The sequence below is a fragment of the Bacillus sp. Cr_A10 genome, assembly GCF_029222665.1.
Lineage (GTDB): Bacteria > Bacillota > Bacilli > Bacillales_A > Planococcaceae > Psychrobacillus.
On sequence record NZ_JARHXR010000003.1, the window covers coordinates 94621 to 109033 of the forward strand.

Sequence of the window (14413 nt, forward strand, 5' to 3'; positions counted from 1 at the left end):
CTTGTGAGCAACCTTTTTTTAATCACTACTCGGCATATACAAACTCTAGAAAACGGTTGTAATCGGATTGTTTTAATTCTACTTTTACAAGAGTACCCTCTTCTTCATAAGAGGTGGACATAATAGAGGCATGTTCATTTAAATATGACACGATATCTCCTCGATCAAATGGTACGAGTAAAGAACATTGTACATAATTAGAAAAAATATGCTTTTTAATCAATTCGAGCAGCTCGTCTAAACCCGTTCCTTCTTTTGCAGAAATCCAAATATTATTGCCGGATACATGAGGATACTTTAATTCTGCCAAATCTGATTTGTTATATACATAGATAGTTGGTACATCTTCTACCCCGACAGCATGTAAGGTTTCGTTTGTAACCTCCATCATATAGCGGTGCTCTTCATTCGAAACATCTACCACATGGAGAAGTAAATTTGCATTTCGAGCTTCTTCTAACGTTGAGCGGAAAGCTTTGACAAGATGATGAGGAAGCTTACTAACAAATCCTACCGTGTCAGTTAATAAAAACTCTTTCTGATCCTGCAATTTTATTTGCCGAACAGAAGTTTCTAATGTCGCGAAAAGCATATCCTTTTCAAATACTTGCTTCGATTCTTCTTGACCAATTTTATGAAGAAGTTGATTCATAATAGTGGATTTACCAGCATTTGTATATCCAACTAGTGAAACAACTGGTATGGCATTTTTCTTCCGTTGCTTTCTTTGTGTTTCTCGTTGGTCCTTTACATGCTCTAGCTCACGTTTTAACTTAGCAATTTGGTCTTCAATTTTACGTCTATCTAGCTCCAACTTCGTTTCCCCAGCACCACGGTTTTTAAATCCGCCGCCAGTTCCCCCACCCTGTCTACCAAGTGATGCTCTTAGTCCTACTAAACGTGGTAACATATATTGGAGCTGGGCAAGCTCTACTTGCATTTGTGCTTCATTCGATTTAGCTCGACGTGCAAAAATATCTAAAATAAGCATCGTACGATCGATTACCTTACATTCTAATTCTTTTTCTAAGTTACGAATTTGGGACGGTGAAAGTTCATCATTAAAAATGACAAGATTTGCTCCTGCTTCTTCATAGAAGTTTTTAATCTCTTCCACTTTACCTGTACCAACATAATGGGATGACGTAACTCTTTCAAGATTTTGTGTCACTTCTCCTACAACTTCCACATTTAACGCTTTAGCTAAGTTATGTAACTCCTCTAATTCATATTCAAAATGCTCGTCACTTTGCAAATTGACAGCGACGACAATCGCCTTTTCTAATAATTCATCCAAACTGATTCCCCCTATTCGCAAAAACAATAAGTCCCTTGCTCATAATAAATCGGCTCCTGCTTTCCGTGGCCATTTACATATATACAAGCAAGTCTTTCCTGTTCTCCTGTCTCAAGCTTTTTAAAAACTAAATTTGTATTAGCTAGTAGTAATGTTTGGTTATCTTGTTCTTTTATCTCAAAGTAGTTTTTCCATTTATCCATTACTTCCCTAGGATTTCTCACATGAAACTCACAAGTTGAAATAGTCAACTCTAAATTACTATCTACTATTGTTCCATCCTTTTGTAATAATTGATAGCGTTCTTCATCATCTTCCTGCCATTCAATGAAGAACGGAGTCGGTAAATCATTACTTATTTCTTCCTTTACGAAAAGCATTTTCCACTTACGAACCAAGCCACTTGTCGTTTTTCTTTCAGCATGTAAAACTCCGGAGGTTTCTATACCTTTTCGTTCTAGTTGATTAAATAGACTCTCGATGTTTTCAGTTCGAATACAAACTGTTCCAAAACCTGGTTTCGTTTTCAAATCATGTAGTAGAAGATTGATTAATGGATGATTTGCATTTAATGCAATTTCTTCATTTTCTAGTGCAAGCCATTCAATATAACTAGTTTTTGTGTAAAGAAGCGCATTATACGTACCCCATCGCGTATGCTGTCCTCCTATAACAGCATGAAACCCATTACCTTTCCACTCTTCTACAACTTCTGTTGGTTTTTTTGTTACAAGATGAACAATGTGATCTAAATACATGAATACACCTCTAATTCTATAAATTTCCTTTGTAATAGTATACAACAAATCCAAAAAGCATCGCTTATAAAAATGATGCTCTATAAGGTCTTTTCAAATCTCTTCGTTGATTTCCACTTCTAGCGCCTAGTAATAAAATAACCGTTCTACCTACTGCGAAAGTTATAATAAAAATCATTACAAAAAGCGTCAATCCTCTTGGATCAACGCCTGCTAGTTATTAGAAATTAACTTTAATCTTTAATTTTGAGTGGCTCCCGTTTCATCGTAAAACATTATCTCCCATTGATGACCATCTATATCTTGGAAACTCCAAACATACATAAAACCATGATCAACAGGCTCATATGATTCTTTCCCACCGGCTTCCAATGCTTTATTTACAATTTCATCTACTTTTTCTTTACTATCTGCCGATAATGCCAAAATCACTTCAGCACTGTTCTTTGTATCTGAAATTTCTTTTTTCGTAAATGTTTTAAAATAATCTTTAACTAACAACATAACATAAATATTTTTATTTATGATCATACACGTTGCATTGTCATCGGTCATATTTGCATCAAATTCAAATCCAATCTTCGAAAAAAATTCAACTGACTTTTTTAGATCTTCTACAGGTAAATTAATAAATATATTGTCCGCTTTTAAACTCAATCTCTGTCACCTCATAATAATTTTTTAATTTATATATGGACCATTCAATTAAACAATTTACTCTTAATTTTTCACCTTACTATTCATTACCCTTCTAGACTCCAATTATTCAATCATCCTATCTTTCCTATCACCTACATACATTAGACGATAAACGAGAAAATGTGACATTTTCCACGGTAAAAATTTTTACGTAAAATAAAATGTGCTACCGCTAGATTCCCCACTTTTATTTGTCTCTTCCATTATTGAATATGCATCTATACTTTTTATGTCTATTTCCCAGGAAATATGTCGCTAATTATTAAACTTCAATTTTCTCTTTCGACATTTCTCTTAGAAGGAACTTTTGAATTTTACCAGAAGCTGTCATTGGGTATGAATTGATAAACTCCACATACTTTGGTATTTTATGAAACGATATTTTCCCTTTACAGTACTCTTTTAAATCCTCTGAAGTTAAGCTTTCACCAGCCTTCAAAATGACCCACGCCATTAGCTCTTCTCCGTATTTGGCATCAGGCACGCCGACTACTTGCACATCTTGAATAGCAGGATGCTGATATAGAAATTCCTCTACTTCTTTTGGGTAAATATTTTCTCCACCACGGATCACCATATCTTTAATGCGCCCTGTAATATCGATGTAACCATCTTCATCCATTACAGCAATATCTCCTGTGTGAAGCCAGCCATTCGAATCAATAACAGATTTTGTTGCTTCTTCATTTTTATAATAGCCTTTCATTACAAGGTAACCTCTTGTACAAAGTTCCCCTGGAACTCCTGCCGGTGCTTCTTCTCCTGTCACCGGATCGATAATTTTAACTTCAACTCCAGGGTGTGCTTTACCGACAGAGGAAACCCGTTTTTCAATTGCATCGTCTGTTTTTGTTTGTGTAATAACTGGGGATGATTCTGTTTGTCCGTATGCAATTGTAATTTCGGATGCCCCCATATCTTCCATCACTTTTTTCATGACTTCTATTGGACAAATGGAGCCTGCCATAATCCCAGTACGGAGTGTAGATAAATCAAACTGAGTAAATTTTGGATGGTTTAACTCTGCTATAAACATCGTTGGTACACCATGTAAGGCTGTACACTTTTCATCTTGTACAATTTGCAGTACTTTCCCTGCATCGAACTGTTCCACTATGACCATTGTAGTGCCATGAGTAACCGATGCAATTGTGCCCATCACACAGCCGAAACAATGAAAGAATGGAACAGGAATACATAGACGATCATGTTCCGAAAGATGAATATAATCTCCAACAAGTTGTCCGTTATTGACTACATTTTTGTGTGAAAGCATTACACCTTTTGGAAAGCCTGTTGTTCCAGAAGTATATTGAATGTTAATCACTTCTTCATTATTAAGTGATTTAAACGTTTCATCTAAAGTTTCATCAGATACTCCTTTTCCATGAGCAAGTAATTCCGACCAAGTATAGATTCCAGGATACTGATTTTCGCTCATCACAATGACACGTTTAAAATGAGGAAGTTTTTCGGATTGAATATTCCCTTTTTCCGAGTGATAAATCTCAGGACATACCGATCTCAAAATATCTAAATAGGAAGTACCTTTAAAAGACTCACATAAAATTAGGGTAGTAGAATCAGATTGTTGTAATAAATATTCTAACTCTTTTTCTTGATAGTTCGTGTTCACAGTAACGAGTACTGCCCCCATTTTTCCAGTCGCAAACTGACTTAGTAGCCACTCTCTTTTGTTGTCTGACCAAATTGCAACATGTTCCCCTTTTTGTATCCCCATTCCAATAAAAGCTTTTGCTAGCTCGTCAGTTTCTTCATCGAATTCCTTATAAGTTTTTCGGATACCGTGCTCTGGGTAAACATATGCTTCTGTTTCCGGGTACTTTCTCGCTGCTTCTTTAACAATTTCTCCTACTGTTTTTTCATTTAACAAACAAATCTCCCCTTTGATTGTTTATATGCAGTATCATTTTATCATAAAATTCTGAATAAATAATAGTGTTAAAAAATTACTAGTTTACTTGACAGGGCGCTGAAAAGTGGTAAAATCCTAATTACTTCAGTGATTGAAAGCGTTGAATCGCGAAAGTGAATTATATAAGAGTGATTGTCATAGTAGTCTGCATGTTTACAGAAAAAAGAGACTGAACGGTTGGTGAAAGTTCAGGTAGAATGACAGATGAATTACAACAATTTTTAAAGCTCTTTTTGAAATGAAGTGGTTGGGTATGTATGGCCCAACAAATAGGGTGGTACCGCGGAGATTCCTTCGTCCCTAACAAATAGGGATATAGAAGGTTTTTTTAATGTCTAATATTAGTCACCTTGGAGGTTTTACAGTGTTTCGTATTCAATCAAAGATCACTCCGTCATTTTGGGAGTCAATACTGCTTACTTTATCAATTATTTCTATAATGGCCATTTGTATTATAAAATTTGATACAGTTCCACATATGCCTATTTTACTCGCTATTCTTTTACTCATTACGTACGGACTCATAAAAAAAGTACCTTACAAACAATTAGAAGATGGACTTGTTGAAGGTTCAAAGGCGGGGCTTGGAGCCATTTTCATCTTTTTCTTTATAGGCATTTTAATTAGTAGCTGGATGATAGGTGGAACCATCCCTACACTTATATATCTTGGTTTTCAGTTCATATCGCCACACTTTTTCTATGCCATCGTATTTATCATTACATGTATAATTGGTTTGTCTATCGGAAGCTCGTTAACTACTGTCGCAACAGTTGGAGTTGCCTTTATCGGAATGGCAGGTGCGATGGATATTTCTTTAGCTATTACAGCTGGAGCAATTGTTTCCGGTGCTTTTTTTGGAGATAAAATGTCTCCTTTATCAGACACTACAAATCTTGCCTCTGCAATTGTTCGTGTGGATTTATTCGACCATATAAAGAATATGGGATGGACAACCATTCCAGCATTTGTTATTTCGCTAATAGGCTACGGTATGTTATCGCCAAATAAAGATTCTCAACATTTAGAGCAGATTTCAAGCTTTCAAGAAGGCCTTCTTCAAACAGGTATGATTCATTGGTACACATTATTACCACTTGCTTTACTTATTGTACTTTCCATAAAGAAAGTGCCTGCAATATTATCTCTTGCTCTAACTTCTATTGCAGGGATTGTCGTTTCTTACTTCCATCAATATCTTACAGCTGGAGAAATATTAAACATATTATTCACTGGCTATTCATCTCAAACAGGTATTGAAGTAGTAGACTCCCTGTTATCCAGAGGTGGTATGAATAGCATGATGTTCACTATCGGTCTTGTTTTACTTGCCTTAAGTATGGGGGGACTCTTATTCACTCTTGGTATCGTACAAAGTTTATTACTAAAAGTAGAGAGTTCATTAAAAACTGTCGGATCCGTTATTTCGGCAGCTGCTTTTACCGCAATTGGAGTAAACACATTAATCGGAGAGCAATACTTATCGATTTTATTGACTGGGGAGGCGTTCCAAGCTCCATTCCAAAAGGTCGGTTTAGCCAATAAGAACTTGGCAAGAGTAATGGAAGATGCAGGTACTGTCGTTAATCCTCTTGTTCCGTGGAGTGTGTGCGGTATATTTATCACGAATGTATTAGCTGTTTCTACTCTCGACTATTTGCCATTTGCATTTTTCTGCTTGCTTAGCCCCATCCTAACCATATTATTTGGAGTGACTGGTAAAACTCTGACCTATATCAAAGAATAACCCCTTCAAGACTGAAGGGGATTTCTTTTACATTCCAACTAAAGGTCCGATAATTCCAACTAAACTTGCTTATTTACCAACTAGTCGACCTAAAATTCCAACTAATATATTCATTTTTCCAACTAACCCATCCTTCTACCCTAGAATCTCCTTGTTGTGATACACTATTGCCAAGGATCCTACTAAAAGAAGGCGGTTTTTATGGAATTTCAAGAAATGAAAGATTATCTGCTAGAGCAAATAGAGAAAAAGCAGTTGGTTGCTGCTACAGTCAGTCAGCCTCGTGCCAAGTCAAATGAAATTAAACGAGTAAAACTAAAACCGATTGAAATAAAAAATGTATATCATATTCAGCTAGAGTATCAATATGAACGTATTTTGAAGCATGAAAATATTACAATAGAGGCATTTGAAACAACACTGACCGAACTATTGGAACAATTTCGTCAAATCCATGCTGATTTCACAATGGAAAAAGTACAAATCCAACTTTCCAAGAAAAACAAAGTAATGTGGAAGTCCGAGAAATTAGCTACAACAAAACCAGTCAACCTATCACATAATCGAAAAAAAAATTATTTGCTAGATGAAAATACACCGTATCCATTCCTTATACATTTAGGCGTCCAAACCGCTGAAGGAAAAGTAAAAAAACAAAAGTACGATAAATTCAAACAAATCAATCGTTTTGTTGAATTTATCGATGATACCCTTGTTCACTTACCAAAGGACAAAACCGTTCGAATTCTGGATTTTGGATCAGGTAAATCTTACTTAACATTTGCCCTCTATCATTATTTAAAAATTGAAAAGGGTCTCGACATTCGAGTAACAGGCTTAGATTTGAAAAAAGAAGTTATTGAAGAATGCGCAAAAATTGCTGAGGACTTAGGCTATGATCAGTTAGAGTTTTTAGTAGGAGATATTAATGATTACAACGAGGAAACTGCTGTGGATATGGTAGTCACGCTCCATGCTTGCGATGTTGCAACAGATATGGCTCTTGCCCGCGCTGTCAAATGGGGTGCTAGCGTTATTTTAAGTGTTCCTTGCTGTCAGCACGAACTGAATAGACAGCTAGATGCACCAGGTCTAGATATTATGTTGAAACACGGTCTTATAAAAGAACGTTTTGCAGCACTTGCCACAGATTCTATTCGAGCTGAAATCTTAAATATGGTTGGTTACGAAGCACAACTTGTCGAATTTATCGATTTAGAAAACACTCCTAAAAACATCTTAATACGTGCATATAAAACAGGGAAAAAGGCAACATCTGAACAACTGGAAGGATATAAGCATTTTAAACAAATGCTCCATGCGAATCCTTTCTTAGAAAATGAACTAAAAGAGTATTTTAATTGAAAAAAGCCGGTTCTCCTTGCTTCTGAGAACCGACTTTTCCCTATATAGCTCCCTACTAGGAGTTATTTCCTTCCATTTTCCTTTTTCTATAAAAAATAACTATTAACAGGGCAATGGCCACTATAAATATGCCGATATACACAAATGCTAGCGGAATTTCGATAACACCAAATAGAGATAAAGCTAAGACGATGCCTAGCCCAATTAGGATTACTGACAATGTATTACTTAGCATTTCAAAACCTCCAGTTAATTGTTTTATGCTCCAGCCATCCCTATGCAGGCAAATCCACAGTCTCCAAAGAGTGCAGTATTAGCCCAGACTAGGCTACATTTCCTTTACTTGCTAAACAGTCATTAAAATTACTCACCAACCAGCTTCTGCAACTTGGGGTTATAATAAGGTTAACATAGAGTTACTCGGGTTAACACTTGCTGTGGTGCAATAATGAAATCCCCATTGTGCCCTTGAAAATAAAGAATTAAAACAAAAATTCAAAGTGAATTGAAACTAGTAAAGGAATTATCTTAAAAAGAAGTTATACTTATACAATAAGTTATTTTTAAAAGAAATGGAGCAAAATCAGTGAAAGAACCAACCTTAAAGAAAGTTGCTTATGGTATTGCCATGGCTATTGCAATCATTATCGTTCATTTTGTCGATGTACATGTATATCCAATGCCGCCAATTCTCGCTTTGGTTTTAGCAATTATCATTACTTATTTAGGAGTTAAATTCATTAACAAATCTGATCGATTCGATAAAAAAATTTCTCGTTCTAAATACAATTTAATAAATGCACTCGTTGTATTTGTTCTATTTATTGCTTATTTTACAATCGCACAATAAATAAGGTCGTCCCAATCAAGGACGACCTTTCTTTTATAATTCCTGTCTTAAAGCATTGATTACATCAATATTCGTTGCCTTTCGCGCGGGTCTCCAACCAGAAATCATTGCAACCCCTATGCTAATGATCGATGCAATAACAACAAGCTGCCATGGAATCAACGAAAAAGTAATGGATAGATTTTGAATATCTTCATCCCCTAACGCTGCTCCTACTACCATTGGCAATACCAAATTTGCCAGTAAACTCACTGCATATGAAATGACTACAGCTAAAACTGTTCCAATAATACCGATCCAAGCACTTTCCATTAAGAATAACCGTTGAATAAGCTTGGGACTTGCCCCTATTGCCTTCATGACTCCTATTTCTCGAGTTCTTTCAGTTACAGCCATAGTCATTGTGTTAAAGATTCCAATGGATGAAATCAATACTGCAATTGTGCCTACAAAGATAAGGCCAATTTTAAATGCCATGAAAAAAACATCTATTTGTTCCAACTGTTCAGAGACCGAATAGACATTATAGCCTTTTTCCTTTAGATCTTCTGTAACTGATTTTACATGCTCTAAACTAGAGGTAAATACTTTCGTTTGTGCATAAAATAAATCTTCTTCTACTACTTCTATTTCTGAATTCGCAACAATTACTTCTTTAAACTTGTCCTTCCAAGATTCGTTGACCAACACATTTGTATCTATAATCCAATCTCTTGCTGGATTTTCTGTAACTCCAACAATTGTAAAATTCCATTTCTCCTGAAAAGCTTCCTCAGCTTCATAAGACTGAAGTGATAAAGAAATTGTTTTTCCAATTAAAGAGTCCTTGTATCCTCCGATTTGTTCTGCATTTTCTTCTACATTTTGTTCCATTTCTTTACGCTCTGCATCCGTTAACAAACTTTCCGCAAACTGATAGCCAACTATTATTTCATTATCCTTTTCGGGCATTCTGCCTTCTGATAATTGTAGATTTGATTTTTGTTCTTCGTCAAAGTTTGTAAGAATTACATTTCCTTGAAGGCTACGGTCCTCTATTTGAGAATTAGCCATAGCATTTAAATTTAACCTTTGTACAATTGCATCTACATGCTCAATAGATCTTATTTGTGAAATATCCAGTTCCTCGTCAGCATTTGGATACACTTCTACTTCTGTAATCGCTTGATCTTGTAATATTTCTTTCCGCATTGTATCTTGAATCCCGAACCCGATGGAGGCAAGCACGATTAAAAATGCACATCCCATTGTGGCAGCTAGAACCGTCATAAATACTCTCAGTTTATTCTTCTTAATATGTTGACGTACAAAATCAACTTGGTCTTTAAACAACATATGGAGCACCTCCTTTTACTAGTTCCCCGTCATGCATTTTAAATTTACGATGTGCAATACTTGCAACTTCTTCATCATGGGTAATAATGACAAACGTTACACCTAATCCTTGATTAAGATCCTGTATAAGCAATAAAATGTCTTGCTCTGTTTCCGAGTCTAAGCTACCAGTAGGTTCATCTGCAAAGATAATCGGTGGATTAGTTATGAGCGCACGTGCAATACTTACACGCTGTTGCTGCCCCCCTGATAATTCATTTGGATAATGATCTGCTACTTCTTGTAGTCCAACTTTTTGTAGCAATTGTTTTACATTAGCTTTTCTTTTTTTAGAAGATACTCCCTTTAATTTAAGCGGAAGCTCTATATTTTCTGACGCTGTTAGTCCCGGCATCAATTGAAAATTTTGAAAGATGAATCCAAAATTATTTAATCGGAACTGTGCTCTTTCTGCTTCATTTAAATAAGCAGTTTCCTTACCATTCACAGTAATGGATCCTTGTTCAGGACTCATAAAACCTGCTATTGTGTGAAGCAAAGTAGACTTACCTGAGCCACTTTTTCCAACTATCGCAACAATCTCTCCTTGCTCCACTTCAAAAGATAGCCCTTTTAAAACAGGCACTTTCTTTTCCTTTCCTTTTTTCCCGATTAAAAATGTATGATTTACATCCTGTACTTGTATCATTTTATTTCTCCTTCCGTTTACTATGAACATAGTATATCGATTGTTTCTTAACATTTTAGAAGGATAAATATGAAGAATTTCTTAAGAAAAGGGACATCGCCATTCATATTTACATTTGAAGGATTGTTGCTGGGGAAAATATTCTTTATATAAGGCAAACTTTCCACTCCAGTCCTCCGTCTAATTTTTGTTACATAATTATGTTACTGAAATGAAAAAGGAGTACAAAGATGTCATGACAAAAAAAGAAAAGTTTCAGCTAGTTGAAAACTATATTATTGAAAATCAACATGCGCATTATCGTCTTGCTTTTAGCTATGTTAAAAGTAAGGAATCTGCATTGGATATAATACAGGAAAGTATTATGAAGTCTCTACAATCCATTGATTCCTTAGACCATATTCATTATTTAAAAACGTGGTTTTATAGAATTTTAATCAATACCTCAATTGATTATATTCACAAAAATAAAAGAATCACCTTAATTGAGGATGATGTGTTAGACTTTCATCTACCAATTCAAGAGGACGAAATTCGAGATATTGATTTGTATGAAGCAATAGACCATTTATCGGCGCAGCACAAAACCATAATTATTCTTCGATTCTTTGAAGATATGAAAATCGAGGATATCGCCACCATGCTAGGAGAAAACATTAATACTGTTAAGACGAGATTATATGCTGCCTTGCGAAAATTACGAACAAATATGGAAGAGAAGGTGCATGCATGAGTAAGTTACATGATTCTAAAAAACAATACGATAATACTGAAATACCAACTGAGCTAAAACATGTTGTAATGGACACCATTCGTGAGTCAAAAGGAAAGAGGAAAAAAAGTATGCCATTTAAAAAATGGGGCATTGGAATGGTAGCAGCGGCCGCTATCTTTGTGGCAAGTGTAAATGTAAGTCCCGCATTGGCCCAAACGCTATCATCTGTACCCGTGCTAGGTTCTATTGTTCAAGTAGTGACAGTACAAGAAATTCAAGTATCTGAGGACACATACAACGCTGATATAAAAACTCCTAACGTCACTGGACTAGAAAATGAAGAATTAGAAAATATTTTAAATGAAAAATATATTGCTGAAAACGAAGCACTTTACGAAAGCTTCCTAATTGAAATGGAAGCATTAAAAGAAGCTGGTGGGGGCCATCTTGGTGTAGCATCTACGTATGAAGTGGTCACCGATACAGAGGAAATTCTATCGATAAGTCGTTATGAAGTGAACCTTGTAGGTTCCTCATCTACTACGCTAAGAACAGATACAATAGATAAGAAAAATGAAGTTCTTATTACGTTACCGAGCTTGTTTAAAGATGATGCATATATAGAAGTAATTTCCTCCTATATCAAGGAAGAAATGATAAGACAAATGGAATCGGATGAAAGTATTGTGTATTGGATTGCGAGCGAAGAGGAAATAGGCTTTGCAGCAATTCGCCCGGATCAAACGTTCTCTATTACAGCAGACCATAAACTGACCATTTCTTTCGATAAATATGAAGTAGCACCGGGTTCAATGGGTCTCGTAACATTTGAAATTCCAACGGATGTCATACAAGAATCATTAGTGAGTAATGTATATATAAAATGATGGTTCTGCAGTTTTCCAAAACCGAGCAGTCGCTTCTCCATAACAATCTGTAACCTTCCTTCTATAGGAGTTTATGTTTTAACAGGAAGTGTCTGTGATGTAAATAGCTCTCTGGTACAAAATTTACAAGTTGCGGTGGAAACTTCTTCTTAAAAGAAAACAGCCCATTCTCACTAAATTAGTGAAACGGGCTGTTTTTTTATGATGGCATCGGTGTATCTGTTGGAGTTGCATAGCCTTCTTTATATGCTTCATCGATTGCATTTCGAATTTCTACAAGTGACTTACCCTCTTGTGTCATATTAATCGACATAACTGCAATTTCTAAACATGCTGCACAACGTGTACCATGGTCATCCCATACTACTTCGCCATTTTCTTTAATCTCCTGTACAAAGCAGTTAAAGTTACTCATGTGACCAGCACTGTCACCACATCCACAATAGCAAGGCATCCATTTTAGGATATCATTTGCTTTTGCCGCTGCTTGGTACACAAGCTTCATATCCTCAGATTGACTGTCTAAAAATGTTGGTAAAATTTCAGCTGATGCAGTTGTTTCTTGTATATCGCCATTTTCTGAATGAGCAATATGCTCAGCATGTTCTTCATGGCCTACTTCCGTCTCTTTCTGACCACACGCAGAAAGCACTAATATAGAACTTAGTAGTATAAACAATATCTTTTTCATTCTGATAGATAACCTCTTTATATTCAAATTGCACCTTAAGAAGATTTGCATACACCAATGATTTTTGGTTAAATCATTTTTTCAGGACGTACAATTTCATCGAACTTTTCAGAAGTCAATAAATCTAATTCAATTGCAGCTTCTTTTAATGTCGTTCCATTTTTATGTGCATGCTTTGCTATTTTCGCTGCATTTTCATATCCAATATAAGGATTTAAAGCAGTTACAAGCATTAATGAATTGTTCACATGATGTTTAATTGTTTCCAGGTTTGGTTCGATTCCCACAGCACAATTGTTGTTAAAGCTAATGATTGCATCACTTAGTAAACGAGTAGACTGAAGGAAATTGTGAATAATTACTGGCTTAAATACATTCAATTGATAATTCCCTTGGCTAGCTGCAAAAGAAATTGTCGTGTCATTCCCCATCACTTGAGCAACAACCATTGTCATCGCTTCACTTTGTGTTGGGTTTACTTTTCCAGGCATAATAGAGCTTCCTGGTTCATTTTCTGGAATAGTAATCTCTCCAATTCCGGAGCGTGGACCACTTGCAAGCAAGCGAATGTCATTTGCAATTTTCATCAAGTCAGCAGCAAGTGCTTTAACTGCTCCGTGTACATATACAACATCATCATAGCTAGTTAAGGAATGGAATTTGTTTTTAGCCGAAGTGAATTCAATACCTAGTTCTTTAGATATTTCCGAAGCAACTAAATCACCAAATCCCTTCGGTGCATTTAGCCCTGTTCCTACAGCAGTACCACCGATTGCAAGTTCCTTCATGTCTTGAACTGCCTGGGTAATCATTTTTGCTGATTTCTCTAACATTCTGTGCCAACCACTAAACTCTTGTCCAAGAGAAAGCGGAGTTGCATCTTGTAAATGAGTACGACCAATTTTCACGATATCCATGAATTGTTCTGATTTTTTCCCAAGTGTTTCTTTTAAGACCTCAATAGCAGGCAAAAGTTGTTTTTCAACTGCTAGAACTCCTGCAATATGAAGTGCTGTTGGAAACGTATCGTTAGAGCTCTGAGATTTATTAACATCATCGTTTGGATGAAGACGCTCTTCGATACCTTTTTCTTCAAGGATTTGATTACCTCGATGAGCTATTACTTCATTTACATTCATATTAGATTGTGTACCACTACCAGTTTGCCAAACAACTAATGGAAAGTGATGATCTAGTTTGCCAGCAAGAATTTCATCGGCAGCTACGGAAATGGCATCTTTTTTGGCTTCAGATAAATTCCCAAGAGAATGACTAACAATTGCTGCAGATTTTTTTAATAGGGCAAGGCCGTGTACAACACCAATCGGCATTTTTTCTGTACCGATTTTAAAGTTTTCTTTCGATCTTTGTGTTTGTGCTCCCCAAAGACTTTCTTGCGGAACTTTTATCTCTCCCATAGAGTCATGCTCAATACGATAAGTCAT

General features: G+C 35.9%; 14 protein-coding genes. 5 read left to right on the plus strand and 9 right to left on the minus strand.

All coding sequences use genetic code 11. The features are described 5' to 3' along the window. Window positions 1-25: 25 nt before the first annotated feature. The 4 genes from hflX to P2Q73_RS02785 form a co-directional block, all read right to left on the minus strand. A complete protein-coding gene (gene hflX / locus P2Q73_RS02770) occupies window positions 26-1297 on the minus strand; it encodes a GTPase HflX (RefSeq protein ID WP_056830968.1) in 1272 nt (423 codons plus the stop codon). An 11-nt stretch (window positions 1298-1308) separates the two neighbouring features. Beyond that, window positions 1309-2055: a VOC family protein gene (locus P2Q73_RS02775; RefSeq protein WP_275783644.1), complete on the minus strand. Its 747-nt coding sequence runs from the start codon at window positions 2053-2055 to the stop codon at window positions 1309-1311. A 240-nt stretch (window positions 2056-2295) separates the two neighbouring features. After that, entirely contained in the window at window positions 2296-2712 is a 417-nt protein-coding gene (locus tag P2Q73_RS02780) for a VOC family protein (RefSeq protein ID WP_056830971.1), read from the minus strand. A 304-nt stretch (window positions 2713-3016) separates the two neighbouring features. After that, window positions 3017-4648, minus strand: a complete 1632-nt coding sequence (locus P2Q73_RS02785) for an AMP-binding protein (protein WP_275783649.1) — start codon at window positions 4646-4648, stop codon at window positions 3017-3019. 406 nt (window positions 4649-5054) lie between these two features. Between P2Q73_RS02785 and nhaC the strand changes: the two genes are divergently transcribed. Beyond that, the gene (gene nhaC, locus P2Q73_RS02790; protein WP_275783651.1) at window positions 5055-6437 is read left to right on the plus strand and encodes a Na+/H+ antiporter NhaC; all 1383 of its coding nucleotides are present in this window, start codon (window positions 5055-5057) and stop codon (window positions 6435-6437) included. Between the two features lie 201 nt (window positions 6438-6638). After that, window positions 6639-7802, plus strand: coding sequence for a class I SAM-dependent methyltransferase (locus tag P2Q73_RS02795; protein WP_275783654.1), 1164 nt, complete (start codon window positions 6639-6641; stop codon window positions 7800-7802). A 55-nt stretch (window positions 7803-7857) separates the two neighbouring features. Here P2Q73_RS02795 and P2Q73_RS02800 read toward each other — a convergent pair whose 3' ends face one another. Then, window positions 7858-8037 carry a hypothetical protein gene (locus P2Q73_RS02800; protein ID WP_275783657.1) on the minus strand — a complete coding sequence of 60 codons (180 nt, stop codon included), beginning with the start codon at window positions 8035-8037 and terminating at the stop codon, window positions 7858-7860. A 351-nt stretch (window positions 8038-8388) separates the two neighbouring features. On the opposite strand from P2Q73_RS02800, the gene P2Q73_RS02805 reads away from it, so the two are divergent. Further along, window positions 8389-8652 (plus strand): hypothetical protein, encoded by a 264-nt coding sequence (locus P2Q73_RS02805; RefSeq protein WP_053591593.1) that lies wholly within the window; start codon window positions 8389-8391, stop codon window positions 8650-8652. Between the two features lie 33 nt (window positions 8653-8685). Here the strand turns inward: P2Q73_RS02805 and P2Q73_RS02810 are convergent, their stop codons facing one another. Continuing rightward, the gene (locus P2Q73_RS02810) at window positions 8686-9987 is read right to left on the minus strand and encodes an ABC transporter permease (RefSeq protein ID WP_275783660.1); all 1302 of its coding nucleotides are present in this window, start codon (window positions 9985-9987) and stop codon (window positions 8686-8688) included. Next, window positions 9977-10675, minus strand: a complete 699-nt coding sequence (locus P2Q73_RS02815; protein ID WP_053591591.1) for an ABC transporter ATP-binding protein — start codon at window positions 10673-10675, stop codon at window positions 9977-9979. Before P2Q73_RS02815 ends, P2Q73_RS02810 begins: the two co-directional genes overlap by 11 nt. Window positions 10676-10910: 235 nt before the next feature. Between P2Q73_RS02815 and P2Q73_RS02820 the strand changes: the two genes are divergently transcribed. Next, a complete protein-coding gene (locus tag P2Q73_RS02820) occupies window positions 10911-11408 on the plus strand; it encodes an RNA polymerase sigma factor (RefSeq protein ID WP_275783664.1) in 498 nt (165 codons plus the stop codon). Beyond that, complete coding sequence (rsiV, locus tag P2Q73_RS02825) at window positions 11405-12277, plus strand: anti-sigma-V factor RsiV (RefSeq protein ID WP_275783667.1); 873 nt, start codon at window positions 11405-11407, stop codon at window positions 12275-12277. Before P2Q73_RS02820 ends, rsiV begins: the two co-directional genes overlap by 4 nt. 199 nt (window positions 12278-12476) lie before the next feature. Here rsiV and P2Q73_RS02830 read toward each other — a convergent pair whose 3' ends face one another. Beyond that, complete coding sequence (locus P2Q73_RS02830; protein ID WP_056830986.1) at window positions 12477-12968, minus strand: PCYCGC motif-containing (lipo)protein; 492 nt, start codon at window positions 12966-12968, stop codon at window positions 12477-12479. 68 nt (window positions 12969-13036) lie between these two features. Continuing rightward, a complete protein-coding gene (gene fumC, locus P2Q73_RS02835; RefSeq protein ID WP_275783670.1) occupies window positions 13037-14413 on the minus strand; it encodes a class II fumarate hydratase in 1377 nt (458 codons plus the stop codon).

Excerpts from the sequence above, each read along its gene's own strand:
- rsiV (WP_275783667.1), top strand. The coding sequence starts at position 11,405 with ATGAGTAAGTTACATGATTCTAAAAAACAATACGATAATACTGAAATA.
- P2Q73_RS02830 (WP_056830986.1), bottom strand. The coding sequence starts at position 12,968 with ATGAAAAAGATATTGTTTATACTACTAAGTTCTATATTAGTGCTTTCT.
- P2Q73_RS02800 (WP_275783657.1), bottom strand. The coding sequence starts at position 8,037 with ATGCTAAGTAATACATTGTCAGTAATCCTAATTGGGCTAGGCATCGTC.
- P2Q73_RS02810 (WP_275783660.1), bottom strand. The coding sequence starts at position 9,987 with ATGTTGTTTAAAGACCAAGTTGATTTTGTACGTCAACATATTAAGAAG.
- P2Q73_RS02795 (WP_275783654.1), top strand. The coding sequence starts at position 6,639 with ATGGAATTTCAAGAAATGAAAGATTATCTGCTAGAGCAAATAGAGAAA.
- P2Q73_RS02775 (WP_275783644.1), bottom strand. The coding sequence starts at position 2,055 with ATGTATTTAGATCACATTGTTCATCTTGTAACAAAAAAACCAACAGAA.
- fumC (WP_275783670.1), bottom strand. The coding sequence starts at position 14,413 with ATGACTTATCGTATTGAGCATGACTCTATGGGAGAGATAAAAGTTCCG.
- P2Q73_RS02815 (WP_053591591.1), bottom strand. The coding sequence starts at position 10,675 with ATGATACAAGTACAGGATGTAAATCATACATTTTTAATCGGGAAAAAA.
- P2Q73_RS02820 (WP_275783664.1), top strand. The coding sequence starts at position 10,911 with ATGACAAAAAAAGAAAAGTTTCAGCTAGTTGAAAACTATATTATTGAA.